Annotated in this window: 22 protein-coding genes; 6 read left to right on the top strand and 16 right to left on the bottom strand. The window is 64.7% G+C overall.

Annotated features, from left to right (window positions below):
- Positions 1–36: 36 nt before the first annotated feature.
- The 7 genes from nrdF to ATC04_RS08835 form a co-directional block, all read right to left on the bottom strand.
- The gene (gene nrdF / locus ATC04_RS08865; RefSeq protein ID WP_047119241.1) at positions 37–1,011 is read right to left on the bottom strand and encodes a class 1b ribonucleoside-diphosphate reductase subunit beta; all 975 of its coding nucleotides are present in this window, start codon (positions 1,009–1,011) and stop codon (positions 37–39) included.
- Positions 1,012–1,220: 209 nt separating this feature from the next.
- Positions 1,221–3,359, bottom strand: a complete 2,139-nt coding sequence (gene nrdE / locus ATC04_RS08860; RefSeq protein WP_047119242.1) for a class 1b ribonucleoside-diphosphate reductase subunit alpha — start codon at positions 3,357–3,359, stop codon at positions 1,221–1,223.
- On the bottom strand, positions 3,356–3,841 hold the full coding sequence (gene nrdI / locus ATC04_RS08855) for a class Ib ribonucleoside-diphosphate reductase assembly flavoprotein NrdI (protein ID WP_047119243.1): 486 nt from the start codon (positions 3,839–3,841) through the stop codon (positions 3,356–3,358). Before nrdI ends, nrdE begins: the two co-directional genes overlap by 4 nt.
- Before the next feature lie 58 nt (positions 3,842–3,899).
- Positions 3,900–4,130 carry a glutaredoxin-like protein NrdH gene (gene nrdH, locus ATC04_RS08850; RefSeq protein WP_047119244.1) on the bottom strand — a complete coding sequence of 77 codons (231 nt, stop codon included), beginning with the start codon at positions 4,128–4,130 and terminating at the stop codon, positions 3,900–3,902.
- Positions 4,131–4,658: 528 nt separating this feature from the next.
- Complete coding sequence (locus ATC04_RS08845) at positions 4,659–5,399, bottom strand: YggS family pyridoxal phosphate-dependent enzyme (protein ID WP_047119245.1); 741 nt, start codon at positions 5,397–5,399, stop codon at positions 4,659–4,661.
- 85 nt (positions 5,400–5,484) lie between these two features.
- Positions 5,485–7,209 (bottom strand): ubiquinone-dependent pyruvate dehydrogenase, encoded by a 1,725-nt coding sequence (gene poxB / locus ATC04_RS08840; protein WP_047119246.1) that lies wholly within the window; start codon positions 7,207–7,209, stop codon positions 5,485–5,487.
- A 119-nt stretch (positions 7,210–7,328) separates the two neighbouring features.
- Positions 7,329–8,090 (bottom strand): YggS family pyridoxal phosphate-dependent enzyme, encoded by a 762-nt coding sequence (locus tag ATC04_RS08835; RefSeq protein WP_047119247.1) that lies wholly within the window; start codon positions 8,088–8,090, stop codon positions 7,329–7,331.
- A 100-nt stretch (positions 8,091–8,190) separates the two neighbouring features.
- On the opposite strand from ATC04_RS08835, the gene ATC04_RS08830 reads away from it, so the two are divergent.
- A complete protein-coding gene (locus ATC04_RS08830; RefSeq protein ID WP_047119248.1) occupies positions 8,191–8,574 on the top strand; it encodes a cupin domain-containing protein in 384 nt (127 codons plus the stop codon).
- Here the strand turns inward: ATC04_RS08830 and ATC04_RS08825 are convergent.
- Entirely contained in the window at positions 8,571–9,641 is a 1,071-nt protein-coding gene (locus ATC04_RS08825; protein ID WP_047119249.1) for a PLP-dependent cysteine synthase family protein, read from the bottom strand. The two genes, ATC04_RS08830 and ATC04_RS08825, sit on opposite strands and share 4 nt — an antisense overlap.
- A 128-nt stretch (positions 9,642–9,769) precedes the next feature.
- On the opposite strand from ATC04_RS08825, the gene ATC04_RS08820 reads away from it, so the two are divergent.
- The 3 genes from ATC04_RS08820 (at position 9,770) to ATC04_RS08810 (ending at position 12,124) form a co-directional block, all read left to right on the top strand.
- The gene (locus tag ATC04_RS08820) at positions 9,770–10,570 is read left to right on the top strand and encodes a hypothetical protein (protein WP_152666848.1); all 801 of its coding nucleotides are present in this window, start codon (positions 9,770–9,772) and stop codon (positions 10,568–10,570) included.
- Between the two features lie 136 nt (positions 10,571–10,706).
- Complete coding sequence (locus tag ATC04_RS08815) at positions 10,707–11,048, top strand: hypothetical protein (protein ID WP_047119251.1); 342 nt, start codon at positions 10,707–10,709, stop codon at positions 11,046–11,048.
- A gap of 224 nt (positions 11,049–11,272) precedes the next feature.
- Complete coding sequence (locus ATC04_RS08810; RefSeq protein ID WP_047119252.1) at positions 11,273–12,124, top strand: 3-hydroxyacyl-CoA dehydrogenase; 852 nt, start codon at positions 11,273–11,275, stop codon at positions 12,122–12,124.
- Here ATC04_RS08810 and ATC04_RS08805 read toward each other — a convergent pair.
- The 3 genes from ATC04_RS08805 to ATC04_RS08795 form a co-directional block, all read right to left on the bottom strand.
- Positions 12,121–12,492: a DUF6578 domain-containing protein gene (locus tag ATC04_RS08805; RefSeq protein WP_047119253.1), complete on the bottom strand. Its 372-nt coding sequence runs from the start codon at positions 12,490–12,492 to the stop codon at positions 12,121–12,123. The two genes, ATC04_RS08810 and ATC04_RS08805, sit on opposite strands and share 4 nt — an antisense overlap.
- Positions 12,493–12,574: 82 nt before the next feature.
- The gene (locus ATC04_RS08800; RefSeq protein ID WP_047119254.1) at positions 12,575–15,163 is read right to left on the bottom strand and encodes an esterase-like activity of phytase family protein; all 2,589 of its coding nucleotides are present in this window, start codon (positions 15,161–15,163) and stop codon (positions 12,575–12,577) included.
- Positions 15,164–15,318: 155 nt separating this feature from the next.
- Complete coding sequence (locus ATC04_RS08795) at positions 15,319–16,221, bottom strand: hypothetical protein (protein ID WP_157359281.1); 903 nt, start codon at positions 16,219–16,221, stop codon at positions 15,319–15,321.
- Between the two features lie 69 nt (positions 16,222–16,290).
- On the opposite strand from ATC04_RS08795, the gene ATC04_RS08790 reads away from it, so the two are divergent.
- Positions 16,291–17,973, top strand: a complete 1,683-nt coding sequence (locus ATC04_RS08790; RefSeq protein ID WP_047119256.1) for an ATP-binding cassette domain-containing protein — start codon at positions 16,291–16,293, stop codon at positions 17,971–17,973.
- A gap of 15 nt (positions 17,974–17,988) precedes the next feature.
- Here the strand turns inward: ATC04_RS08790 and ATC04_RS08785 are convergent, their stop codons facing one another.
- Positions 17,989–18,621 (bottom strand): AmiS/UreI family transporter, encoded by a 633-nt coding sequence (locus ATC04_RS08785; RefSeq protein WP_047119257.1) that lies wholly within the window; start codon positions 18,619–18,621, stop codon positions 17,989–17,991.
- 118 nt (positions 18,622–18,739) lie between these two features.
- Positions 18,740–20,467, bottom strand: coding sequence for an FAD-dependent oxidoreductase (locus ATC04_RS08780; RefSeq protein WP_047120751.1), 1,728 nt, complete (start codon positions 20,465–20,467; stop codon positions 18,740–18,742).
- 78 nt (positions 20,468–20,545) lie between these two features.
- Here ATC04_RS08780 and ATC04_RS08775 point away from each other — a divergent pair, with 78 nt between their 5' ends.
- Positions 20,546–21,499, top strand: a complete 954-nt coding sequence (locus ATC04_RS08775; RefSeq protein WP_047119258.1) for a LysR family transcriptional regulator — start codon at positions 20,546–20,548, stop codon at positions 21,497–21,499.
- On the opposite strand, the gene ATC04_RS08770 is transcribed toward ATC04_RS08775, so the two are convergent.
- The 3 genes from ATC04_RS08770 to ATC04_RS08760 all read right to left on the bottom strand — a co-directional run bounded on the left by ATC04_RS08770 (position 21,483) and on the right by ATC04_RS08760 (position 24,128).
- The gene (locus tag ATC04_RS08770) at positions 21,483–22,118 is read right to left on the bottom strand and encodes a hypothetical protein (RefSeq protein WP_052772384.1); all 636 of its coding nucleotides are present in this window, start codon (positions 22,116–22,118) and stop codon (positions 21,483–21,485) included. The two genes, ATC04_RS08775 and ATC04_RS08770, sit on opposite strands and share 17 nt — an antisense overlap.
- Before the next feature lie 58 nt (positions 22,119–22,176).
- A complete protein-coding gene (locus ATC04_RS08765) occupies positions 22,177–23,076 on the bottom strand; it encodes a VOC family protein (protein ID WP_047119259.1) in 900 nt (299 codons plus the stop codon).
- Positions 23,077–23,246: 170 nt separating this feature from the next.
- The gene (locus ATC04_RS08760) at positions 23,247–24,128 is read right to left on the bottom strand and encodes an SDR family NAD(P)-dependent oxidoreductase (RefSeq protein WP_047119260.1); all 882 of its coding nucleotides are present in this window, start codon (positions 24,126–24,128) and stop codon (positions 23,247–23,249) included.
- Between the last annotated feature and the right edge of the window lie 105 nt (positions 24,129–24,233).

The following is a 24,233-nucleotide window of genomic DNA, read 5'->3' as shown; positions in this document are numbered from 1 at the left end:
TTGGATTTGGCTAGCTATCCGTGAATTGGGGAAAGCTTAGAAATCCCAGTCTTCGTCTTCGGTATTCACTGCCTTGCCGATGACATACGAGGAGCCGGAGCCGGAGAAGAAGTCGTGGTTCTCATCGGCGTTCGGGCTCAGCGCTGCCAGAATGGCTGGCGACACATCTGTCACGGTGGACGGGAACATGGCCTCGTAGCCCAAGTTCATCAGCGCCTTGTTGGCGTTGTAGTGCAGGAACTTCTTGACGTCCTCAGCCAAGCCCACTGGATCGTACAGATCATGGGTGTACTGAACTTCGTTCTCGTACAGCTCGAACAGCAGCTCGAAGGTGTAGTCCTTCAGTTCCTGCTTGCGCTCTTCACTCAGGCCTTCAAGACCCTTCTGGAACTTGTAGCCGATGTAGTAGCCGTGAACGGCTTCGTCACGGATGATCAGGCGGATCAGGTCAGCGGTGTTGGTCAGCTTGGCGTGCGAGGACCAGTGCATCGGCAGGTAAAAGCCGGAGTAGAACAGGAACGATTCGAGCAGGGTCGAAGCGATCTTGCGCTTGAGCGGGTCGTCGCCGTAGTAGTAGCTCTCGATGATCTGCGCCTTCTTCTGAAGGTTCACGTTCTCAGTCGACCAGCGGAAGGCCTCGTCGATTTCCTTGGTGGAAGCCAGGGTGGAGAAGATCGAGGAGTAGCTCTTGGCGTGCACCGACTCCATGAAGGCAATGTTGGTGTACACGGCCTCTTCGTGAGGGGTGATCGCATCCGGGATCAGCGACACTGCGCCAACGGTGCCCTGCAGGGTGTCGAGCAGGGTCAGGCCGGTGAAGACGCGCATGGTCAGCAGCTTTTCGTCTTCGGTCAGGGTTCCCCACGACTGGATGTCGTTGGACAGCGGCACCTTCTCCGGCAGCCAGAAGTTATTGACGAGTCGGTTCCAGACCTCCACGTCCTTGTCATCCTGGATACGGTTCCAGTTGATCGCTTCAACCTTATTGGCGAGCTTAAGCTTCTCGGTCATTGCCCCTCATCGATTGGAGACTGAATTATGGTTAGTCGCTTAAATCCTACCGCCACCGGAGCGCAAAACATAATAACTTGACCAACGACACCATCAACTATTTTCCGCTCTGACTAGGCATTTAACGACAACAAGCTGTCGAACCCGCGAGGGTTCGACAGCTTGTTTCGAGTTGCAGTATTGCACTGGTCAGCACCGCATTTCAGGCATTAAAGCATGCAGGAGACGCAGCCCTCCACCTCAGTGCCTTCAAGGGCCAGTTGGCGCAGGCGGATGTAGTACAAGGTCTTGATGCCCTTGCGCCATGCGTAGATCTGGGCCTTGTTGATGTCACGGGTGGTTACGGTGTCCTTGAAGAACAGGGTCAGCGACAGGCCTTGGTCGACGTGCTGGGTAGCAGCGGCGTAGGTGTCGATGATCTTCTCGTAGCCAATTTCGTACGCGTCCTCGTAGAACTCGATGTTCTCGTTGGTCATGTACGGGGCCGGGTAGTAGACGCGGCCGATCTTGCCTTCCTTGCGGATTTCGACCTTCGCAGCAACAGGGTGGATCGACGAGGTCGAGTTGTTGATGTAGGAGATCGAACCGGTTGGCGGCACTGCCTGCAGGTTCTGGTTGTAGATACCGTGTTCCATGACCGACTTCTTCAGCGCGATCCAGTCTTCCTGGGTTGGAATGTGGATGCCGTCGAACAGTTCGCGCACACGCTGGGTGGCTGGAGCCCATTCCACGTCGATGTACTTGTCGAAGAATTCACCCGATGCGTACTTGGAGTTCTCGAAGTTGTCGAAGACCTCGCCGCGTTCAATCGCGATCTTGTTCGACGCGGTCAGCGCGTGGAACAGAATCGAGTAGAAGTAGATGTTGGTGAAGTCGATGCCTTCTTCGGAACCGTAGTAGATACGCTCACGAGCCAGGAAGCCGTGCAGGTTCATCTGGCCCAGGCCGATGGCGTGCGACTTCCGGTTTCCGTCCGCAACCGAAGGAACGGAGTCGATGTAGGACATGTCGGAGACTGCGGACAGCGCGCGGATGGCGATGTCCACGGACTTGGCCAAGTTCTTGCCATCCATGGCCTTGGCGATGTTCATCGAACCCAGGTTGCAGGAGATGTCCTTGCCCACGGTCTTGTAGCTCAGGTCGTCGTTGTACTCCGACGGCGAGGAGACCTGCAGGATTTCCGAGCAGAGGTTCGACATGGAGACGCGGCCCTCGATCGGGTTGGCCTTGTTCACCGTGTCTTCAAACATGATGTACGGGTAGCCGGACTCGAACTGGATCTCCGCCAGGGTCTGGAAGAACTCGCGGGCGTTGATCTTGGTCTTCTTGATGCGCGAATCATCAACCATCTCGGTGTACTTCTCGGTGACCGAGATTTCGCTGAACGGCTTGCCGTAGACGCGCTCGACGTCGTACGGGCTGAACAGGTACATGTCCTCGTTCTTGCGAGCGAGTTCGAAGGTGACGTCAGGAATGACAACACCCAGCGACAGGGTCTTGATACGGATCTTCTCGTCGGCGTTTTCGCGCTTGGTGTCGAGGAAGCGGTAGATGTCCGGGTGGTGGGCGTTCAAGTAGACCGCGCCGGCACCCTGGCGTGCGCCAAGCTGGTTGGCGTAGGAGAAGGAGTCTTCCAGAAGCTTCATGACAGGGATGACGCCGGAGGACTGGTTCTCGATCTGCTTGATCGGTGCACCGTGCTCGCGCAGGTTGGTCAGGGCCAGGGCCACGCCGCCGCCGCGCTTGGACAGCTGCAGCGAGGAGTTCACGGCACGGGCGATCGATTCCATGTTGTCTTCGATGCGAAGCAGGAAGCAGGAGACCAATTCGCCGCGCTGGGCCTTGCCAGCGTTGAGGAAGGTCGGGGTAGCAGGCTGGAAACGGCCTTCGATGATTTCGTCGACGAGCTGGGTGGCCAGTTCTTCGTTGCCGCGAGCCAGGTGCAGGGCAACCATGCAGACACGGTCCTCGTAGCGCTCCAGGTAACGCTTGCCGTCAAAAGTCTTCAGGGTGTACGAGGTGTAGAACTTGAAGGCGCCCAAGAAGGTTTCGAAACGGAACTTCTTGGAGAAGGCGTGCTTGAACAGGTCGCGGATGAAGTTCATCGAGTACTGGTCGAGGGTTTCACGCTCGTAGTATTCGTGCTTGACCAGGTATTCGAGCTTCTCATCCAGATCGTGGAAGAACACGGTGTTGTTGTTCACGTGATCCAGGAAGTACTGGCGAGCCGCGTAGCGATCCACCTCGAACTGGATCTTGCCGTCTGGACCGTAGAGGTTCAGCATGGCATTGAGGTCGTTGTAGCTCAACCCCTGGAACTGCGCGGGGAGCTCTTTCGAGTCCTTCATCGTTCCTGCTGCTTCTGCGACGCTGGTTTCCAAAAGGTTTCAAGCCCTTCTTTGACTTTGAGAACATCTTCCTGCGTTCCCATGAGTTCGAATGTATAAAGCACGGGCACATCGCATTTGGCCGCGATTCGCTTGGCCGCAATGCAGTAGTACTCGCCGAAGTTTGTATTCCCTGCTCCGATGACACCGCGTAGGTTCTTGCGGTTCTCTTCATACCCGAGAAATTTCATGATCTGCGGCAGGATTGATCGTTTGCCGCCGTCTCCCCCATAGGTGGGAATCAGCAGGACGTACGGAGCTGTGGTGATGAGTTTCGGCTCGTACCCGTAAAGCGGAATCCGGGCCGAATCCATCTGAAGTTTTTCGACGAACCGCCGGGTGTACTCCGATATCGAAGAAAAGTAGATCAACTTCGAATCGGTGTACACCACTGGTTCGTGCGCCTCAGCGTGTTGCCTGTCGGCAAGAGCTGTCGGTGGCATGGTATTTCGCCTCCACTACAAAAGAGCGGATTTAGTACCGAATGGGCTCGGTATCTGGTTAGTTTGCCGGAGCCAGCAGAGCGATCTTGTCCGGGCGGAAGCCCGACCAGTGATCGTTGTCGGTCACGACAACCGGTGCCTGCATGTATCCAAGGCCACGCACGTGCTCCAAGGCGTTAGCATCCTGAGAGATATCGACCTTGTTGTACTCGACACCCTTCTTGTCCAACGCGCGGTAGGTGGCGTTGCACTGTACGCAGGAAGGCTTCGTGTAAACCGTGATGGACATAGTCCCTGATCCCCTTTAAAAAGTCCTAGTTTCGGTCCGTCTTCTCACCGTTTTCACGGCGGTGCGGACCAACCTCTCGGATGCCCCAAAGTTCACCTTCGGGGTGTTTTCGGCGTTTATCGCGCCATCGGATTCAATACTACATCTTGTGTCTGGCCGGTCAAGCGGCCACAAGATGATGTATTACAGCTATGTGATTCCCCCACAAGGGAGTCCACAGGAATTGTGGATACCGGCCCCTGATTAAACCCCGATTTCTCGCGGTACAGCCTGGTTTGTCCACAGCTTGGGATATCGAACTTGTGGGTTAAAAATACTTGGTGTGAGAAGTTCCTCGGCGTGTTTCCCCTCCGTCGACTTGTGCCATGGCTGAAGTGTCTGTACCTACATGTAGTATCCGCCAGGGAACCGACACTTTAGGACGGTTCAAGGCAGGGTGTGGACACACCCGTGGAATGGATACAAAGGCGCGCTACACCGACGACGTCCCACACCGCCGCTGCCAGGCTTGCAAGCATCCAGGAATGCCTAGGCGGGGTACTGGCGGGCCCCGAAGATCCCCTGGCCCACACGGACGACCGTGGCGCCTTCCTGGATGGCGATCTCGAAGTCGCCGCTCATGCCCATGGACAGCTGCGCGAATTCCTCCGGGGCTCCGGCGGCCTGCAGCTCGGCGAGCGTCTCGCGCAGCAGGGTGAAGCTGGCGCGGATGGAGGACTCGTTGCTGGTATTCGCCGCCATGGTCATCAGGCCGACGGGCTTCAGGCGGTCCAGCGGCTTCAGCGCGGCCAGCAGGTCGGCGGCTTCTGCCGCTTCGATGCCGGACTTCGATTCCTCCCCGGAGGTGTTCACCTGGATGAAGACATCCAGGTGGCGGCCTTCGGCTTCCAGCCGGCTCTGCAGGGTTTCGGCGAGCCGGAGCGAATCCAGGGCATGGAACTCGTCGGCGAACTGCGCCACGAACTTCGCCTTGTTGCGCTGCAGCGGACCGATCACCGAGTAGCGCAGATGCGGGTAGTCCTGCTTGAACTCCTCGTGCTTGGCTTGCGCCTCCTGGACCTTGTTCTCCCCCAGCGTGTCCACGCCGGCGGCAATGGCCAGGCGCAGCCGCTCGGCCGGGATGGTCTTGGTGACCGGCAGCAGGCGCACCGCTTCCGGGTCCCGGCCCACCGAGCGGGCCGCGCGGGCGATCCGCTCGCGCACCGCAGCCAGATTGTGGGAGAAGTCCTTGGTGGTTGCCGCGTGGGCCGCGGCAGGTTGCGAAGTCAAAGCGCCTACGCCTCTTTCTGAAGTTCACACGCAAAATGCCGGCGCCGCATTCACGGCACCGGCATTAAGCATAGGCAATTAATTCCTAGAACATCTGCCGCCAGTTGGTCTTGGCCAGATCCAGCAGCTCGTCGCCGCGCCCGGACATGACCGTGCGGATCGCGTAGAGCGCGAAACCCTTGGCCTGTTCCAGCTTGATCGACGGCGGCATGGACATCTCCTGGCGGTCGGTCACCACGTCCAGCACCGCCGGTCCGTCGTGCGCCAGGAAGTCCTTGATGGTGTCCTCCAACTGGGAGGAGTCCGTCACGCGGTAGCCCTTCAGCCCGGCGGCGTTAGCCAGCGCGCCGAAGTCGGGATTCTGCAGGTCGGTGGCGTAGGTGACGAATCCAGCGGCCTTCATTTCAAGTTCCACGAAGTTCAGCGAGGAATTGTTGAAGACCACCACCTTGATCGGCAGCTTGTTCTGCGTGGCGGTGAGCAGCTCGCCGAGCATCATGGCCAGCCCGCCGTCGCCGGCGAAGGCGATCACCTGGCGGGAGCGGTCGATGGCCTGGGCGCCCAGCGCGTGGCACAGTGCGTTGGCCATGGAGCCGTGGTTGAAGGAACCCAGCACCCGGCGCTTGCCGGTCATGGACAGGTAGCGGGCCGCCCAGATCACCGGGGAACCCACATCCGCGGTGAAGATCGTGTCCTCGTCGGCCGCCTGGTCGATCAGCCGGGCCAGGTACTGCGGATGGATCGCGGTGCCCGGCTTGGACCCGGTGGCCAGCTCGTCGAGCTTGGTCCGGGTCTTGCGGTAGTGCTCCAGCGCAGTGTCCAGGTGCTTGCGGTGCGTCTGCACCGGCAGCAGCGCTGCCAGCGCGGCGGCGGTATCCTTCACGGTGCCCACCAGGGGCACATCCACCCGGGTGCGCCGGCCGATCTGCTCGCCGCGGATGTCCACCTGGATGATGGTCGCCTGCTGCGGGTAGAACTGCTGGTACGGGAAGTCGGTGCCCAGCATCAGCAGCACCTCGCATTCGGCGATGGCCTTGGCGCCCGAGGCGAAGCCGAGCAGGCCGGTCATGCCCACGTCGAAGGGGTTGTCGTATTCGATGTGCTCCTTGCCGCGCAGCGCGTGCACGATCGGGGCGCCCAGCTTGTCCGCCAGGGCGATGACCTCGTCGTGGGCGCCGGCGGTGCCGGCCCCGGCGAGGATGGTGACCCTGCGCGAGGATTCAAGGATCTCCGCGGCGCGCTCCAGCTCCTGCTCGTCGGGCAGGATGCGCGGGTTGGTTTTCACGATCTGGTGGGTTTCGCTGCGCTCCATGCTCGACAGGGCCACGTCCCCGGAGACCACCAGCACTGCCACGCCGCGTTTCTCGATGGCCTCGCGCATCGCGATGCGCAGCATGCGCGGCATCTGCTTGGGGTCCGAGACCTGTTCGGCGTATACCGAGCAGCCGCGGAAGACTTCCACAGGATGGGTTTCCTGGAAGTAGTTGGAGCCGATTTCCTCGGTGGGGATGTGCGCGGCGATGGCCAGCACCGGAACCCGTGAGCGCTGCGCGTCGTACAGCCCGTTGATCAGGTGTAGGTTGCCCGGCCCGCAGGATCCGGCGCAGACGGCCAGCTCCCCGGTGATTTCAGCCTCCGCCGCGGCGGCGAACGCCGCGGCTTCCTCGTGGCGGTGGTGGATCCATTCGATGCGGCCGTTGACCCGCAGCGCGTCGGTCAGGCCATTGAGCGAATCGCCGGGAATGCCGTAGATCCGGCGGACCCCCTGGGCGTCGAGCTGGTCGATAAGGTGTTCGGCAACGGTAGGCAAGACAGCTCCTTTGGAACAGTGACGGTGTCACTTTCACCCTACTGCGCCAGCGCCCTGCGGGCTAAGTGTTTTTGCAGATACCCCGCTGCCTCTCAGGTCACAGGCGTGTCGGCCGGGGCTCAGCCGGCGAATCCGGGCCAGTAGTGCGAGTCCGGCAGCGCGCGGGCCCCGAAGATGCCCTGCCCCACGCGCACCACTGTGGCGCCCTCGGCGATGGCCAGCTCGAAGTCGCCGCTCATGCCCATGGACAGTTCCGCGATCCGCTCGTCGGCCTCGCGCACGGTGTCACGCACGGCCCGCAGCTTCTGGAAGCAGCGGCGCACCGCCACCTGGTCGGTGGAGAAGATCGCCAGGGTCATCAGGCCCTTGACGTGCAGACGGTCGAAGGCCGGCAGCTGCTTGACGAAGCCGGGCGCCGCTTCCGGCGGCATGCCGAACTTGGATTCCTCGCCGGAGGTGTTCACCTGCACGAATACGTCCAGGGTGCGGTCCTCCAGCTCCAGGCGGCGCTGCAGCGCCTCGGCCTGGCGCAGGTTGTCCAGCGCCTGGAACTCGTGGGCGAAGCGCGCCACGTACTTGGACTTGTTGGTCTGCAGGTGCCCGATCACCGAGTACTTCAGCTGCGGCAGGTCCGCCAGCTCCTCGGATTTCTGCAGCGCTTCCTGCACCTTGTTCTCCCCCAGCCAGTCCACCCCGGCGGCGATCGCCAGGCGCAGCCGCTCGGAGGGCACGGTCTTGGTGACCGGCAGCAGGCGCACGCTGCCCGGCGCGCGGCCCGCGGATGCTTCCGCGCGGGCGATCCGCTCCCGCACCGAGGCGAGGTTCGCGGCGAAGTCCGCCTGGGTCTGGGCGTGGGCTGCTGCGGAGGGGTGTTCACTCATGATTCCATCCTACGACCGCGTCCACGGTGCGCGGTTATGCTGGGTGCACAGATGACATCCGCGCACCGGCCCGAATTCCGGCGCTGAACAGGAGCTCCCGATGACCAGCATGCCCCCGGTCCCGCGCCGCATGGCCAACACCGCAGACCTCGCCGCCCAGGCGGACGGCCGCAACGGGGCGCTGTGGAAACTTGAACCGGGCCGGCGGGACCTGGACGCGAACGTGATCGCGCTGGCACCGGGAGCCGAGATCGGCGAGCACGTGGGCCCGGAGCTGGACGTGCTGCTGCACGTGGTCGCCGGCTCCGGCCTGCTGCACGGCGAGGGAACCACCGTGCAGCTGGGTGCCGGGGACATCATCTACCTGCCGGCCAGGGCCCGGCGACACTTCGTCGCCGGCGAGCAGGGGCTGTCCTACTTCTCTGTGCACCAGCGCAAGAAGACCGCCGGGCTGATGCCCGCGCACCGGCCCAGCGAGACCTAGTCCTCCCAGATCCCCTCGGCCAGGAAGCGCTCCAGCACCGCGGTGTGCGGGGCAAGGTCAAGGCCCTGGTCTGCCAGCCAGTCGTCGTTGTAATAGGTGTTGGCGTAGCGCTCGCCGGAGTCGCAGATCAGCGTGACGATGCTGCCGCGCTCACGGCGCTGGAGCATGCCGGCGATGATCTGGAATGCGGCGTAGAGGTTGGTGCCTGTGGAGCCGCCGGCGAAATAGCGGGTCTTGGCCCGCAGCAGGCGCATGGCGGCCAGCGAGCCGGCGTCGGGGACCTGGATCATCTCGTCGATGACCCCGGGCACGAAGGACGGCTCGACGCTCGGGCGTCCGATGCCCTCGATCCGCGAGCCCACGCCGGTGGAGTAGCCCATGTTCCCGGTGCGCCAGCCCTCGTAGAAGGAGGAGCCTTCGGGGTCCGCCACGGCGACCTTCGTGTCGTGGCGCTTGTAGCGCACGAAGCGCCCGAAGGTCGCGCTGGTGCCGCCGGTGCCGGCACCCACCACGATCCAGCTCGGGATCGGGTAGCGCTCGGCGCTCATCTGCGCAAACACTGATTCGGCGATATTGTTGTTGCCGCGCCAGTCGGTGGCCCGCTCGGCGAAGGTGAACTGGTCCAGGTAGTAGCCGCCGGGGCCGGCGGCCAGCTCGCGGGCCGCCGCGTCGACCTGCCCGGCCTGGTCCACCAGATGGCAGCGCCCGCCGTAGAACTCGATGAGCTCGATCTTCTCGGTGCTCGTGGACTTAGGGACCACGGCGATGAATTCAAGTCCCAGCATGCGGGCGAAGTACGCTTCGGAGACTGCGGTGGAGCCGCTGGAGGCCTCCACCAGCGTGGTGCCCTCCTGGATCTTGCCGTTCACCAGGCCGTAGAGGATCAGCGACCGCGCCAGACGGTGCTTGAGCGATCCAGTGGGGTGCACCGATTCGTCTTTCAGGTACAACTCGATCCCCCATTGCTTGGGCAGTTCGAAGCGGTGCAGATGCGTATCGGCGCTGCGGTTTGCATCGGCGTCAAGCAGGGAGATGGCCTCGCGGACCCACTGGGTTGATTGCGTCATCAAACCAGCTTATCGCCACCTGTCGCGCCATCAGGCAATCTCCGCACAGCCGTGGTAGTTTCAGACTCGAGACGAAGTATCGGATAAGGGATGCCATGGCCAAGGCCCGTCAAAATGCGACACCACTAGTGTCTATCTGTTACGCACTGGTCGTTTTCGCGGCCTTGAACTGGGCGGTGTTCGGCACCGGAGCGATCCGCGGCTCGCATCTGGGCCAGATCGCCGGCGGCTGGTTGGAAGCCGACGCCACGGTGATGGCGGTTCCGCTGGTGGCCCAGCTGCCCTGGTTCGCCCTGATGGCTAGCCTGGGCATCTATGCGGTGTGGCAATGCATGCCCACCGCCAGGCACACGGACCTGCACGGCAAGCTGCGCCCCTGGGTACTCGCGCTGGTCCTGCTTAATGCCCTGTGGCTGCAATTGCTGCAGCGCGACCGGATGGGCTTCAGCCTGCTGTTCGCGCTGCTCATGCTCCTGGTGCTGACCCGGATCGCCTTGATGATCGACCGCACCACGCTGCGCAACAACATGGACCGCTGGATCACCCGGTCCAGCTTCGGCTTGTTCACCGGATGGCTGGTCATCATCGTGCTCGGCGAGGCGGCGGCTTGGCTGGCGGCCCTGGGAGTGGATTCGAACCGGCTGATGTTCAAGGGAATCGCGGCCCTGGTGCTGCTGCTGGTCAGCCTTGCCCTGTGCGCGCTGACCTTCAAGAAACCCATCGGGCTCTACATGAACGCCGGGGCCCTGTGGGTCGTTTTCTGGATCACCATCGACCGCTACACGTGGCAGGCCTCCTCGCCCCTGTTCGCCGGGGTGGCGAGCGTCGCCACGCTGTTGCTGCTGCTGTGCCTTGCCAGCGCGGTGCGCACCCGGCTGCGTCGGCTGCGGGATCCCCAGGAGCCTGCGGACGGCGAGCCCGCCGCGTAAGCCGCGCCCGTGAAGTCTCTGGGAGTTCGCACTGAGCGCAACCAACGGTGCTTGAGCACGTTATCGGTGCTGGCTAGGCTGGAGACGTGAACGCACGGCGTCCCATCCACGGGCGCGGGCCAACCGAGAGGAAGTTATGTCGAAGACCGCCAAGAATTTCAAAGAAGTAGAGAAGTCGCTGGCCAAGCTCGCCAAGTCCGCCAAGGAAGAGCTGCCGGACGAGTTGCGCGAAACCTGGAACAACGCGATTTCCGGCGTGAACGTCGAAGCGATCAGCCACGCCGGGGCGAATCTGGTGGAGAACGTGACGGGCAAGTCCAAGGCGGCCAAGCGCACCCGCGCCTCGGTGGAGAATGCGGTGAAGAGCGCGCAGAAGTCGCTGGCTCCGAAGCAGAGTCACAAGGGCCGCAACTTCCTGATCATTTCGCTGATCGTTGCCGCGGTGGCCGCAGTGGTCCTGAAAAAGAAGACCGCCTAAGGCTTGAGATCCGAAGGGCATCCGGGGCATACCCGGATGCCCTTTTGCATGCCTGCCATGTGGTCTGGGCCCCAGCAGCTCGTTCTTCGCCTCACAGAACGTTGCAGCAGGCCACCGGGTGCCGCACAATGAAGTTACCAATCGGTAACTTACTGGTTGGCGGCACGGCGGCCGTTGCGCCGAAAACAATTGCCAGCTCCTGCCGGCGGAATCGGGGCAATCCCATGATCCTCACCAACACCACAGTCCTGGGCACCGGCGTGCTGGGCGCGCAGATCATCTTCCAGACCGCCTATCACGGCCTGCCCGTCGTGGGATACGACATCACCGAACAGGCACTGGAGGCGGCAAACCACCGCCTGGATTCACTGGTGCAGACCTACGCGGACTACTTCGACGCAGGAGACCGCTCCAAGGCCCAGGCAGCGCGCGATTCCATCCGACTGTCAATGGACCTGGCCGATGCGGTCAAGGACGCAGACTTCGTCATCGAGGCCGTCCCGGAATCCCTCGATATCAAACAGGGCACCTACGAGGCCCTAGCTGCCGTGGCGCCGGAGCGCACCGTGTTCGCCACCAACTCCTCCACCCTGCTCCCGTCAGCCATCGCACCGCACACCGGGCGCCCGGAGAAGTTCCTGGCCCTGCACTACGCCAACCACGTCTGGCAGAACAACACCGGCGAAATCATGGGCACCGCGCTCACCGGCAGCGAAGCCTTTGAGGCCGTGGTCGACTTCGCCGAACGCACCGGTCTGGTGGCCATTCGCGTCCTCAAGGAGCAGCCGGGCTACTTGCTCAACTCCCTGCTGGTCCCGTTCCTCCAGGCCGCAAGCCACCTGCTGGTCAACGGCGTGGCCGACGCTCCGACCATCGACAAGACGTGGAAGCTGGGCACCGGCGCCCCGAAGGGACCCTTCGAGATCTACGACATCGTGGGGCTGAACACCGCCTACAACATTTCCAGCATGGGTGATGAGACAAGCAAGAAGTTCGCCGCCCTGCTCAAGAACGAGTACATCGAGAAGGGCAAACTGGGCGCGGCGACCGGCGAGGGCTTCTACAAGTACAACTAGCGGCGTGGCCAGCTGAACAGTTCGGGCAGCTGCTGACTCTGATCGACCTGCAGATCAACTTCGATGCCGTCGCTGTCATAGTCCACCCCATCGGGCAGCGTGGACAGCGAACGCCAGATGCGGCGCACTGGCGTGCCATCCGCCCGCGATGGGTGGATGGCCAGCTCGCGGATCGCCGACACCGAACCGGAAACCATGCTGGTCTTCGCACCGTGGTAGGAGAACTGCTCGTGCGTATCACGCATGTAGTAGGGCTGGTCGCCGCGCGTAGCGTAGGCAAGCACCCACTCGACGTGCTGGCCGAGGCTCAGCATCCCGCCGCAGCAGGCCTGCTCGGCAGGATCGAGGATCACGGTGATCTGCATCATGCCAGTATAGAAGCATGCCACGCATGAAGCGGGGACCGCGGCGGCTGTCGGCAGCCACCGCGGTCCCCGCTATTCTCGGTTGTCAGTGCCCGCGTGCATTGCCGCGTGCCTTCAGGGCCGCGGCCACGCCAACCCCAGCCAGGACCAAGCCCAGGGGCAGGAACCACAGGCTGCCCACCCCTGTCTGCGCCAGGTCATCCGTGGCTGGTTCCGCGGCCGAGGTTTCCCCGGCGTCCGGCGCGGCGGACTCGGCGCCGTCCGGCGCGCCCGCTGAGCCGTCACCCTTGCCCTCGCTGGTGGACGGAGTGCTCGACGGCGAGGTGCTCGGTGCAGCCGAATCGGTGGGAGTCGAGGATGCGGTGGGCGCCGCAGATTCGGTCGGAGCGGTACTCGCCGCAGGCGCCAGGGCGAAGGCTTCGGCCTCGGCCCCGAGGCTGGCGAAGACGGTTTCTCCGCTGGCATCCTTCACCGCGTCGTTATCCGTCACCACGTAGACCTGGCCGTTGCCGGCGACAGCGAGGCCTTCAAGCTTTTCCTGGGTCCGGCCGTTGGTCCGCTCCAGCACCGGCAGGACGTCCACCGCCAGCTTCTTCTCCAGTAGGGGAACCGTGTCGTTCGGCGCGCTGGCCGAGGCTTCGGGCAGGGCGAACTGGTACACGGCCTTCAGCTTGGCGTTCTCGCCGATGCGCTTGTCGCGCTCGATCACCGCAAAACTGCCGTCCGAGAGCCGGGTGATCTCCGAGAGACCGTTCCAGCTCCCGTCGTCCCCGGCATCCTCCAGCTGGTAGCCATAACAGGAGAATTCGCCGCTGGCTGGGAGGTAGCGCCCGATGCGGACGAAGTCCTCGCCCCCCACCTCGCGCTGCAGGGCGAAGACCACTTCTTCTTCCTCCCCCGCGCCGAAGGCCGCAACTCCTTCCAGCCCCTGGCCCTTCAACGTCCCGACAATGTCCTGCGGCAGCTGCACCCGCTCGGCGACCGCGCCGTCGGCATCGATGCGCACCAGCGTGTTGCCCGCGCCCTCGGCTCCCTCGCTGGCCGCCCAGAAGCCGCCCCCTGCACGGGCGGAGATGCCTTCCAGGTCCAATTTCGCCGGGGCGCCGTCCTCGGTCACCGGCAGGGAGTCCGTGACCAGCCCCTGGCCGGCATCGATGGTGTAGATCAGCGGTTCGTAGGCATTGTCACTGACCGCGAAAATCTGGTGCGCAGCCTCCGGGTCGGCGCTCAGCCCGCTGAGCGCTCCGAAGGGCATTGGAGCGGACGGATCGGAAGACAGCTGCGGGAACTGCGGCGTGGCGGCAGCGAAACTGAACAGGGTCAGCGCCGAACGCACACCCTCGTCGGCCTCGTCGGTTTCCGAGGAGACGGCGAGCAGGTCGCGCCCCGGGATCGGAAGGATCCCTTCGGGACCATTGGTGGTGGGCAGCGTCTGTAGGTATTTCGGCTCGCGCGGGTCGCTCAGGTCGTAGACCGCCACGAAATTTCCGCGTTCGGAGGCGACGAAGGCGTACTCGACACCCCGGTACTCATGCACGGCCAGGCCTTCGGGCTCGGTGCCCTTCTTGCCTGCGCGGCCTTCGGGGAACAACCCCTGGGACAGCGCAAGGCGCTCAAAACGGTTTCCGGCGTCCCACACCGGTTCGCCGGTGAGGGAATCGAAAATGGTGAAGCCGCGGGTGCCACCCTTCCAATCCCCCTCATTGGCGATCGCAAGGTAGCGGTCCTGGATCCATCCGATGGCATCCGGTTCGCGGGGAACTCCCTGAAGCGAACCGCTGGGGTCGAGTTTTCCGTCGTCTTGCGTGTCGATGCCGGCCAGATCCACGGATCCGGCGCTGAACGCCTTGGTAATCTTTCCGCTCGGCAGGTCGATGAGGACAATGCCATTGTTTTCCTGGAGGGTTACCGCCACCTGGTTGCGGTCATTGATAGTGACATATTCGGGTTCCGGATCTTGCGGGGTATCAAGTCCGGCCTGGGCAAGCTGGTCGAGGGCTACCGGCTTTTCACGGGTGCCGCCGGCCAGCGGCACTTCGCGAAGCGTCCATTCGTCCGGGGCGCCGCCCAGCAGATCGAGGATGGCCACCGAACCGGCCGGAGTCTGCGGCAGTCCACCGTCCCCGGCATCTTCATCGCGTTCATTCTCGATGGCGATCGCCGCGTAGGATCCGTCGGCGGACAGTGCGATGGAGTCGGGCTGCCCGGACAGCTCGATGCTGTGCACCAGTTTGCGATCCGCGATGTGCACCACGTCCACGCGGCCCGACGGGTCGATGTAGCTCTTGGAGGTCTTGACGACCACGAACACGTACTCGCCGTAGGCGGCGACGCTGGTCGGCTCGTCCTCGGCGCTACCCAGCTGGTGCAGCGGCAGGGTTCCCAAGCCCGCTGGATTCGAGGCGTCCGAGATGTCGACGAAGCCGATCATGCGGGACAAGGCATCGGTATAGATCAGCGTCTGTCCGTCGGCTGAGACAGTGGAGATTTCCGCGGCGGTCTCAGCCGCGGCCCCCTCGGGGTGGTTCTGGTAAACCGAGTAGGTGGCGGTGCGTTCAAAATAGCTTCCGGTGTCCGCGCTGGCGGCTGCGGACAGTGTCAGCGGCGCCAGACCGCCGGCCCCCAATGCCAGCGCGGCAATAATGCCTGCTGACCTCTTTGCGGTTCGATTCACGTGGGTAGTCCCCCCAAAAAATAGCTTGGTGTTTGCTCAAGATGGCCTCCCAAGAGTCGCAATTCTTTCCGACCGGCAGGTGAACACCGGGCGACGCGTAGTAGTCCACTCGTCGTCATTTTCGATGGGCCCACACTCCCGCAGACAGGCAGCCGCTAAGCCCAGGCCGTGAATGCGCCGGTTCGAGCCAACCGGTCTCCGAGGGGACGGATGATCGAAAAGGAATCCTGCCCAGCAATACCCTGCACCGTGTCCCGCTGGGTGATCGTGGTGCCGTCGGCCAGTTCGATGCTCATTTCAAGGACCAGGGAGGCGCCCTTTGCCCGCTGCTCCTCGCGGAGCCGTCCGGCGGCGACCGCCTCCACGATCCGCTCCACCTGCCTGATGGACGCTGTATCCGGCAGGAAGGTGAATTCGACACCTGCAATCTCCATCACCAGCTGTGCCGGGACGTCGGTGAAATCAAGTCGCCAGTGCACTTCGGCGGCTCCCCGGGCCCGGGGCAGCAACGAGGCCAGACCCGTGGCGTCGATCCGCGCGTCGGCCAGGTGGCCGTAGCGCTGGGCCAGTTCCTCCGCGAGTTCACGCAATTGGACGGCTGCGTCACTGAGCTCGAATTGCGCACGGGCGACGCCTTCGCGCGCTCCCGGCTCCGCTGGGCATTCCAATTGCGGATCCCAGTCGCAGATCTCCGGCAGCTGCCCGGGGTCCTGCAGTTTCAGGGTGACATGGATCAGGTCGTGGTCGAAGTCAGTGCCCGCCGGAACGCTGGTGGTCGGGGTGATCCGGGCAGGCTCCCCGGTCGGCAGCAGCTGGACCGGATCGCCGATGGCCGGCTCGTAGCGGCGGTCGATGTAGTGGATCTCCTTCACCGTGCCGTGAACCGCCGCGACCGGCACGCCGGAATCACTGAGCACGTCATGGTCGTTCAGTTCGTAGACCACGGTGCCATCCGGATGGCGCAGCCGGGCGATCTCCCACTGCACCTGCTGGCCCACCTCGAAGCCCGGGTGGCAGCAGGTGTGAAGCGCCCCGTGGATTTCCAACTCGATCTGCATGGCACCACCGTAGCCGAGCGCACGCGCCGGCGACGGAACGAACCGGCCAAAGCCCGATAGGATTGCCAGGTGGCTCATATCGACGTGACAGACATCCAGTATTTCCTCTCCGACGGCACCCAGCTTCTGGGCGGGGTGACCTTCAAGGTCACCGCCGGTTCCAAGACCGCGCTGATCGGACCCAACGGCACCGGCAAGACAACCCTGTTCAAGATCATCGCAGGCGACCTGAAAGCCGACGAAGGCTCCATCAACCGCACCGGCACCCTGGGCATCATGCGCCAGTTCGTCGGGCAGGTGCGCGACGAGTCCACGGTGAAGGACCTGCTGCTGTCCACCGCCGCCCCTGCCTTGGCCCAGGCCGCCGCGAAGGTCGCCGAGTACGAGGCGAAGATGCTCACCAGCGAGGACGAGAAAGTCCATATGCGCTACGCCGAGGCGATCATCGAATGGGGCGACGCCGGCGGCTACGAACTGGAAACCACCTGGGACAAGGTCTGCATGGCGGCCCTGGGCATCGGGTTCGACAAGGCCGGCGACCGGCTGGCCCGCACGCTCTCCGGCGGCGAGCAGAAGCGCCTGGTCCTCGAAGCGCTCTTCGAGGGCAACGACGAACTGCTGCTGCTCGACGAGCCGGACAACTACCTGGACGTGCCGGGCAAGCGCTGGCTCGAGGACACCATGTCCCGCTCCAACAAGACCGTGCTGTTCATCAGCCACGACCGCGAGCTGCTGAACAATGCCGCCACCCGCATCGTGACCCTGGAACCGGGCCACGGCGGCGCCACCGCCTGGGTGCACGGCGGCGCATTCGGCTCCTACGTTCAAGCCCGCAAGGAGCGCAACGAACGCTTCGAGGAGCTGCGCAAGCGCTGGGACGAGGAGCACGCCAAGCTCAAAGAGCTGGTGAACATGTACAAGACCAAGGCGGCGTTCCGCTCCGACATGGCCAACCGCTACCAGGCCGCGACCACCCGGCTGGAGAAGTTCCTGGAGGCCGGCCCGCCGCAGGCCATCCCGCTGGAGCAGAACGTGAACATGCGCCTGAAGGGCGGGCGCACCGCCAAGCGCGCGGTGGTCGCCGAAAAGCTTGAACTGACCAACCTGATGAAGCCCTTCGACGCGGAGATCTGGTTCGGGGACCGCGTGGGCGTGCTCGGCTCCAACGGCTCGGGCAAGTCGCACTTCCTGCGCCTGCTGGCCTCCGGCGGCACGGATCCGGAGCGCGAGCACCTGCCGGTGTCCGACGTGGTGATCGAGCCGGTGCAGCATGCCGGCACGGTGAAACTCGGCGCGCGCATCCGTCCGGGCTACTTCGCCCAGACGCACTCGCGCCCGGATCTGTTCGGCCGCACCCTGCTGGACATCCTGCACCGCGGCGACGAGCACCGCTCCGGCCTGCCGCGCGAGGCGGCCGCCGGCGCGCTGGACAGCTACGGGCTGGCAGGCCAGTCGGAGCAGAAGTTCGATTCGCTCTCCGGCGGGCAGCAGGCGCGCTTCCAGATCCTGCTGCTGCAGCTCTCCGGCGCAACCCTGCTGCTGCTTGACGAGCCCACCGACAACCTCGACCTGCATTCGGGCGAGGCGCTGGAGCGCGCCATCGACGCGTTCGAGGGCACGGTGCTGGCAGTCACCCACGACCGCTGGTTCGCCCGCGGCTTCGACCGCTTTCTGGTCTTCGGCTCGGACGGCAAGGTCTACGAATCCGACACCCCGGTGTGGGACGAGACCCGCGTGCAGCGCGAACGCTAAACCCGACAGTGGATGCTACGCGGCGAGGTGCCCGGTGCTGGCCGCGGGCTTGGTCATCCTGCTCCCCTGCCACGCGCTGAAGCACAGGGCCGCGGCCAGGGCGAGGAGCGCACCGAGGCCCGCGGCGCCGCTGGTGCTCCACAACCCGTTTTGCGCGAACAGCGCCGGCACCGTACTCGACGGGATGCCGGCGCTAACCAGCAGCCATCCGGCGAAACGCTGCAGGTCGATGCTCCCCAGACTGCTCACGCCCAGCGCGTGCTGCAGGAACAGGCACAGCCACATGATCGCCCAGGCAAGCCAAATGACCGCGAAAACCGGGTCGAAGTCCAGGGACATGAGCGCCTTGTAGACGGCAATGCCCGCCACGAAGCTGCTGAACCAGCCGAAGGCTGTTGCATCGAAGCCGAAGAGCGTATTCAGCCCTACCAGCAGGTAGGTCATGCCGAACAAGTAGCTGGGCCACGTATCGTTGATCAGCACGTGATCGCCCTCGGCCTGCACCATGATCAGAGTGGGCAGCAGGATCTGCACCCCACCGACCAGCAGGTTCAGCACAGCGGCCGACCGCGCCGGAATCCGGCCCAGTGAAACCAGCCCGTTGACAAACAGGATGAGGCCTACAAAAACCAGCCCGACATGGACCATGGGTTCCTCCACTCGCACGCGGCGCACCCGGATGCGGATCCGGGCATCGGGACCCGCGTCCTGCCGCTAACCACAGTTTCAGATACCGATGCCCGGGTGGCAAGTCCGCGCCGAATCGTTACTCCACGAGTTTGCCTTCCTGGGACACCTCGGTGATCAGTTCCGCGATCTGCGCCGGAACTTCGGAAATCGGTTCGCGGGTGATCCCGGTGCTCGGCGACCAGACCAGGTTCACCTGCAGCTCAGGATCCATGGCCGGGTAGTCGCTGCGGTTGTGGCAGCCGCGGGTTTCGCGGCGTTCCAGCGCTGCTTCCAGCGTGGCGCGGGCGGCCAGCGCCGAGGACTGCAGGTCGAAGGCGTGGGCCAGGTCCTGGTAGCCGGCGATGTCCGGGTGGATTCCCACGTTGGCCATGCGCTGCTCGATGGCCTGAAGCTTCGCCAGGCCTTCCAGCAGCCCGGCCTCGTCGCGCACCACCCCGGCGTGCTCGGTCATCAGGTCGCGGATGGCGCGCTGCAGGCTGCGCACGTTTTCCTGGCCGCGGGATCCGAGCAGCTCTGCGATGTGGGCGCGGGCGGCGGCGATGGCCCGCGCCGAGCGCGGCTGGGAGGCCAGCGACGCGGAGTACTGCGCCGCGTGCTGTCCCACGATGCGCCCGAAGACCAGCAGCTCGATCAGCGAGTTGCCGCCCAGCCGATTGGCCCCGTGCAGCCCGGAGGAGGCCTCGCCGATGGCGTAGAGCCCGGGAACTTCGGTGGCATGGGTCAGCGGGTCCACCCAGACCCCGCCCATGGAGTAGTGCGCGGTCGGGGCGATCTCCATCTTCTGCGAGGTGATGTCCAGCATCTGCAGTTCCATCATGGTCTGGTAGACCCGCGGCAGGCGCTTCATGATGACTTCGCGGTCAAGGTGCGAGACGTCCAGCCACACCCCGCCGTTCTCGGTGCCGCGTCCCTCGCGGATCTCGGTGTAGGCGGCCAGCGCGACCCGGTCGCGGGTGGACAGCTCCATGCGCTTGGCGTCGTAGCGGGCCATGAAGCGTTCGCCCAGCGCATTGGTCAGGATTCCGCCTTCGCCGCGCGCGGCCTCGGAGACCAGGGTTCCGGCGTCGCTTTCCGGTTCGATGATGCCCGAGGGGTGGAACTGCACCAGCTCGGGGTCGCGCAGCCGGGCGCCGGCCTGGACGGCCAGGCGGAACGAGTCGCCGGTGTTCTCATCGCGGCGCGAGCTGCTGCGGCGCCAGATGCGGTTGTGCCCGCCGGCGGCCAGGATCACCGCATCGGCGTGGATGAGATAGCCGGTGCCGTGGTTGACGTCGAAGCCGTAGGCTCCGAAGATCTGCCCTTCGGCGGTGAGCAGCTCGGTGATGTACACGGTGTCGAGGATCGGCACCTGCAGCTGCTCGGCCCGCTTGATCAGCGTGCGCTGGATCTCCAGGCCGGTGTAGTCCCCGGCGAAGGCGGTACGGCGGAAGGTGTGGGCGCCGAAGAAGCGCTGCGAGATGCGGCCGTCCACCTCGCGGGCGAAGTTCATCCCGTAGCGTTCAAGGTCCTCGATGCCGCGGGCGGCGCCCTGGGCGACCACCTGCACGGTGCGCGGGTCGGCCAGGAAGTAGCTTTCCTTGATGGTGTCGGCCGCGTGCTGCTGCCAGCTGTCTTCCTCGTCCATAGTGCCCAGCGCCGCATTGATGCCGCCGGCGGCCAGGGAGGTGTGCGCGTCGTGGCGCGGGCGCTTGCCCACCGCCAACACGTCGACGCCCTGCTCGGCCAATTCGATCGCGGCGCGCAGGCCGGATCCTCCGGTGCCGATGACGAGGACTGACGTGGATATCTGCTGTTCTGGTTTCATGTTTTCCAGCATCTGCCCGGGTCCACGATACGTCCAATGAATTATCTTCATGATTTCCATAGCAGTAAGCTATGCATCATGAATCTAGAGCAACTTCGAGGGTTCGCCACCATTGCCCGCGTGGGGCACTTCACACGCGCGGCCGCGGCCCTGCACCTCTCCCAGCCGTCGCTGAGCCGGCAGATCTCCACGCTGGAGCACGATCTGGGCACCACGCTGGTCAACCGCACGCGCGGCAACCTCACGCTGACCGCCGCGGGGCGCGCTCTGCTTCCGCTGGCTACCCGGATGCTTGCAGATGCGGAGTCGATTCGCGTGGAGATGGCCGAACTGGCCGGATTGCGCCGCGGCCGGGTGCGCTTGGGCGCGCCGCCGACGCTATGCGTGTCGCTGGTGGCCGAGGTGCTGGAAACCTATCGCGCGACGTATCCCGGCATCGAGTTGCAGATCTCCGAGGCAGGTTCCCGGACGCTGCTGGAGCAGCTCACCGGCGGCCAGCTCGACTTGGCGCTGATCGTCACCAGCGAGCACGCGGTGACCGAGCCAAGCCTGGCGCACACCGAAGTGCTGGTGGAGCAGCTGGTGGTGGCCGATTCGATGCAGCATCCTCGATTGGGCCAGGGCCCGGTGGAATTGCGGGACCTGGCAATGGTGCCGCAGATCGCCTTCTCCCCCAGCTACGACCTGCGGGCGGCGACGCAGAGCGCCTACCGCACGCTGGAGCTGAGCCCCAACGTGGTCATTGACGGCGGTGAAATGGACGCAGTGCTGCGCTTCGTCCAGGTCGGACTGGGCGTGGCCATCGTGCCGGCCACGGCCCTGGTCGGACGGAGCCAGCTGCACGGCAGGGCGCTGCGCAGCACTCCGCGCAAGGACACGGATCTTGCCCAGCCGAACCTTGAACGCACCATCGGGCTGGCGCATCGCCGCGACACCCCTCCCGGGGCGGCGGCCATCGCGATGCGCGAGCTGCTGTTGCAGACCGCGGGCCAGTTGGCCCAGCGCCACCCGCAGATCAGCCTGCGATCTTGATACCCAGATGGTCGGCCAGCTGCGGCGCCAGCGACATGAGCTGCAGCTGCGTGACCTGCGCGCCGCGCAGCCCGGTCACCCCGTCGACCATATCGAATTCAAGGCCCGTCAGGTCCACCGAACTCAGCTTCGCCTGATGGGCCGCCAGCACCTTGGTCCGCGAACTGGTGAAGCGCACCCGTTGCAGGGTGCCCAAATCCAGTTCGTCGAACTGGCAATCGCGGAACTCCACATCGCGCAGCGTGGCGCCGCGCAGGTTCAGCCAACCGAACTTGCAGTTCTCCACCAGCAGCGAGTCGACGCTGGACTCGGCCAGGTCGGCCGAGCCAAAGCGGCTGTGCGAGATGCGCACCTCGTCCAGGCGCACGGCGGCGGCGGCTAGCACCGGAGCGGAGACCTGGTTCAGCTCGCTCTGCAACACCCGGGCATTGCACAGCGAGAAGCGGTCGGCGTTCAGTCCGGAGAATTCGCACTGCTCGAACCGCACGTCGTCGGCCGCGATCTCCCCGTCCAGCCCGGCAAAGCGCAGCTGGTCGAGGTAGCCTCCGGCGTCTAGATCCCCCGCGTAGCCCTGGGCCAGCTCGGGCAGGATGAACGGACGGATCTTGGGCGCTGGCATGGTGCTCCTGACGTGCGGCGTGAATGGTACTGCCACCCCACTGTACGCGCCCGATCCCCTAGAACTCGTCGATCACCAGCTTCTTCATGCCCATCATGTGCTCAAAGGCATTTGGCCTGGACATGAGCTCACCCAAGTTGGCGGGAACAATTTGCCAGCTGACCCCGAACTTGTCCGCGAGCCAGCCGCACTGCTCCGCTTCGGGCACCGCGCTCATGGCATCCCACACCCGGTCCAGCTCCTCCTGCCCGTCGCAGGGCCACTCCAGCGAGACGCCGGGAGTGAAGGAGAAGTCCTGTTCGACACCGGAGTCCATGGCGGTCACCCAGTCGTCGTCCAACGCGAAGTCGGAGAACATCACCGATCCGGCGGCCGCCGGCCCGGTGGGCTCGGGATAGGTGACGAACATGCCCTCGCGGGCGCCGAACACTTCCTTGTAGTGGGCCACCGCTTCCGCCGCGCGGTTCTGGGCCGCTCCGCCGAAGAGCAGGCTGGGCATCACGAAGGGACGCGGATCACCCTCTGGGCCGCTCAGGATCAGCTGCCAGGACACGTTGTACTTGTCCTGCACCCAGCCGTAGCGGGGGCTGTAGGGGTATTCGCCCAGCTCCATCAGCACCTGCCCGCCGGCCGACAGCTTGGCCCAAGTGGCGTCCAGGTCGGCCCGGGCCGCGTCGACGCTGCCCTCGTAGTCCGCGGGGTCGAAATTCAGCATCAGCGAGATCGAGGGGTTGGGGGTGAAATCGGGGCCGGCATTGACCAGGGTGATCCGCTGGCCGCGCACGTACACCGCAACCGTCAGGGCTTGGCCTGCCAGCGGCTGCTGGAAGTCCAGCAGGCCCTCGGTGGGGTAGCGCGATTCCACCTCCATGGAGCTCCCGGGCAGGGCATCGGCATAGAAGTTTCCGGCTTCCTCGCCGGTGCCGTTCATCCACAAATTGACTCTGAGCTTCTGCATGACTGGTCCTCACGAATGTGCGCTCTTGCGATGCCGATCTGCCCACCGGCATGCCGGGGTATGGCCAGGTCGCGCGGCCGCGGCGGATGCCGTCCGCGCACCTGATGCTACCTGCTGCGCAGCGCGCGCGGAATACTTCGAGACCGATTCCCAGTTCGGGTTTGCCAGCCCTACACCGCGCTGTTGCCCGGGGTTTGCGCCGACCGGTCAGCAGCCGGGGCCCGTCCGGAAAATTCGTCCATGGAGTGGTAGATGCCCAGCACCTTTTCGGCCAGCAAATCCCAGGCCGCCCGCGGCAGCACCCCGCGCAGCGCCTGCCCCAGCTTGCTGGTCCACGGCAGCAGCACCATGGGGGTGGCACGCAGCATCGCATCCCACGCGCGGTCCGCCACCTGCTGCTTCTGTAGCATCGGGGTGAAGAGCATACGCCGGGCCCCGGCGAACATTCCGGTATCCACGTAGGTCGGGCAGAAGGTGGTCACCGCCAGGTTTCTTCCCGGCTCCCGCTCGAGCTCGAGGCGCAGCGAGTCGCTGAAGCTGGCGGCAGCGGCCTTGGACGCCGCGTACACACTCATGTTCGGGTTCGATACCAGCGCCGCGGCCGAGGCGATGGTCAGGATGCGGCCCGGCCGCCGCACTCCCAGCTGCGGCAGCAGCGCATGGGTCAGGTACATCGGCGCCAGCGCATTGACCGCCATGGCGGAGTGGATCTGCCCGGTGCTGTGCTGGGCGAAGGGCTTGCCGGTCACCACCCCGGCGTTGTTGACCAGGATGTCGATGCCGCCGGCCGCCAGCGCCTGCGCTGCGCCCTCGGCGATCTGCGCGGGGTCGGCCAGGTCCACCACCCGGGTCTCGATGGCGGTCTGCGGGAATGCCGCGCGCAGGGCATCGGCGGCCTGTTCCAGCAGCAGCTCGTTGAGGTCCCAGAGGACCACCCGCGCCGCCTTGTCGACGCAGGCCCGGCGTGCGAACAGCTCCCCCATGCCCTGGGCCGCTCCGGTGACCAGCACCGCCAGTCCGTCGACCGATTCCAAAACCTGCCTGCGCGCCATGATGCACCTTTCCCCGGGGGTCTGAAAAGTCCAGAATATCTTGTGAGATGCCCCATAGCCGCGAGGCTGTCCCGGGACCCCGGGCAGGCGGCGTGCCGCGCTAGC

This window comes from Arthrobacter sp. YC-RL1 (assembly GCF_001454985.1).
Lineage (GTDB): Bacteria > Actinomycetota > Actinomycetes > Actinomycetales > Micrococcaceae > Glutamicibacter > Glutamicibacter soli.
The sequence above is the reverse complement of the archived record's forward strand: the minus strand, read 5'-3'. Positions and strand labels throughout refer to the sequence as shown.

What these genes read in the sequence shown, in the direction of transcription:
- nrdI (WP_047119243.1), bottom strand. Translation starts at nt 3,841, where the DNA reads ATGCCACCGACAGCTCTTGCCGACAGGCAACACGCTGAGGCGCACGAA.
- ATC04_RS08785 (WP_047119257.1), bottom strand. Translation starts at nt 18,621, where the DNA reads ATGGTCCATGTCGGGCTGGTTTTTGTAGGCCTCATCCTGTTTGTCAAC.
- ATC04_RS08810 (WP_047119252.1), top strand. Translation starts at nt 11,273, where the DNA reads ATGATCCTCACCAACACCACAGTCCTGGGCACCGGCGTGCTGGGCGCG.
- ATC04_RS08765 (WP_047119259.1), bottom strand. Translation starts at nt 23,076, where the DNA reads ATGCAGAAGCTCAGAGTCAATTTGTGGATGAACGGCACCGGCGAGGAA.
- nrdE (WP_047119242.1), bottom strand. Translation starts at nt 3,359, where the DNA reads ATGAAGGACTCGAAAGAGCTCCCCGCGCAGTTCCAGGGGTTGAGCTAC.
- ATC04_RS08795 (WP_157359281.1), bottom strand. Translation starts at nt 16,221, where the DNA reads ATGCAGATCGAGTTGGAAATCCACGGGGCGCTTCACACCTGCTGCCAC.
- nrdF (WP_047119241.1), bottom strand. Translation starts at nt 1,011, where the DNA reads ATGACCGAGAAGCTTAAGCTCGCCAATAAGGTTGAAGCGATCAACTGG.
- ATC04_RS08780 (WP_047120751.1), bottom strand. Translation starts at nt 20,467, where the DNA reads ATGAAACCAGAACAGCAGATATCCACGTCAGTCCTCGTCATCGGCACC.
- ATC04_RS08775 (WP_047119258.1), top strand. Translation starts at nt 20,546, where the DNA reads ATGAATCTAGAGCAACTTCGAGGGTTCGCCACCATTGCCCGCGTGGGG.
- nrdH (WP_047119244.1), bottom strand. Translation starts at nt 4,130, where the DNA reads ATGTCCATCACGGTTTACACGAAGCCTTCCTGCGTACAGTGCAACGCC.
- ATC04_RS08805 (WP_047119253.1), bottom strand. Translation starts at nt 12,492, where the DNA reads ATGATGCAGATCACCGTGATCCTCGATCCTGCCGAGCAGGCCTGCTGC.
- ATC04_RS08830 (WP_047119248.1), top strand. Translation starts at nt 8,191, where the DNA reads ATGACCAGCATGCCCCCGGTCCCGCGCCGCATGGCCAACACCGCAGAC.
- ATC04_RS08815 (WP_047119251.1), top strand. Translation starts at nt 10,707, where the DNA reads ATGTCGAAGACCGCCAAGAATTTCAAAGAAGTAGAGAAGTCGCTGGCC.
- ATC04_RS08760 (WP_047119260.1), bottom strand. Translation starts at nt 24,128, where the DNA reads ATGGCGCGCAGGCAGGTTTTGGAATCGGTCGACGGACTGGCGGTGCTG.
- ATC04_RS08770 (WP_052772384.1), bottom strand. Translation starts at nt 22,118, where the DNA reads ATGCCAGCGCCCAAGATCCGTCCGTTCATCCTGCCCGAGCTGGCCCAG.
- ATC04_RS08825 (WP_047119249.1), bottom strand. Translation starts at nt 9,641, where the DNA reads ATGACGCAATCAACCCAGTGGGTCCGCGAGGCCATCTCCCTGCTTGAC.
- ATC04_RS08835 (WP_047119247.1), bottom strand. Translation starts at nt 8,090, where the DNA reads ATGAGTGAACACCCCTCCGCAGCAGCCCACGCCCAGACCCAGGCGGAC.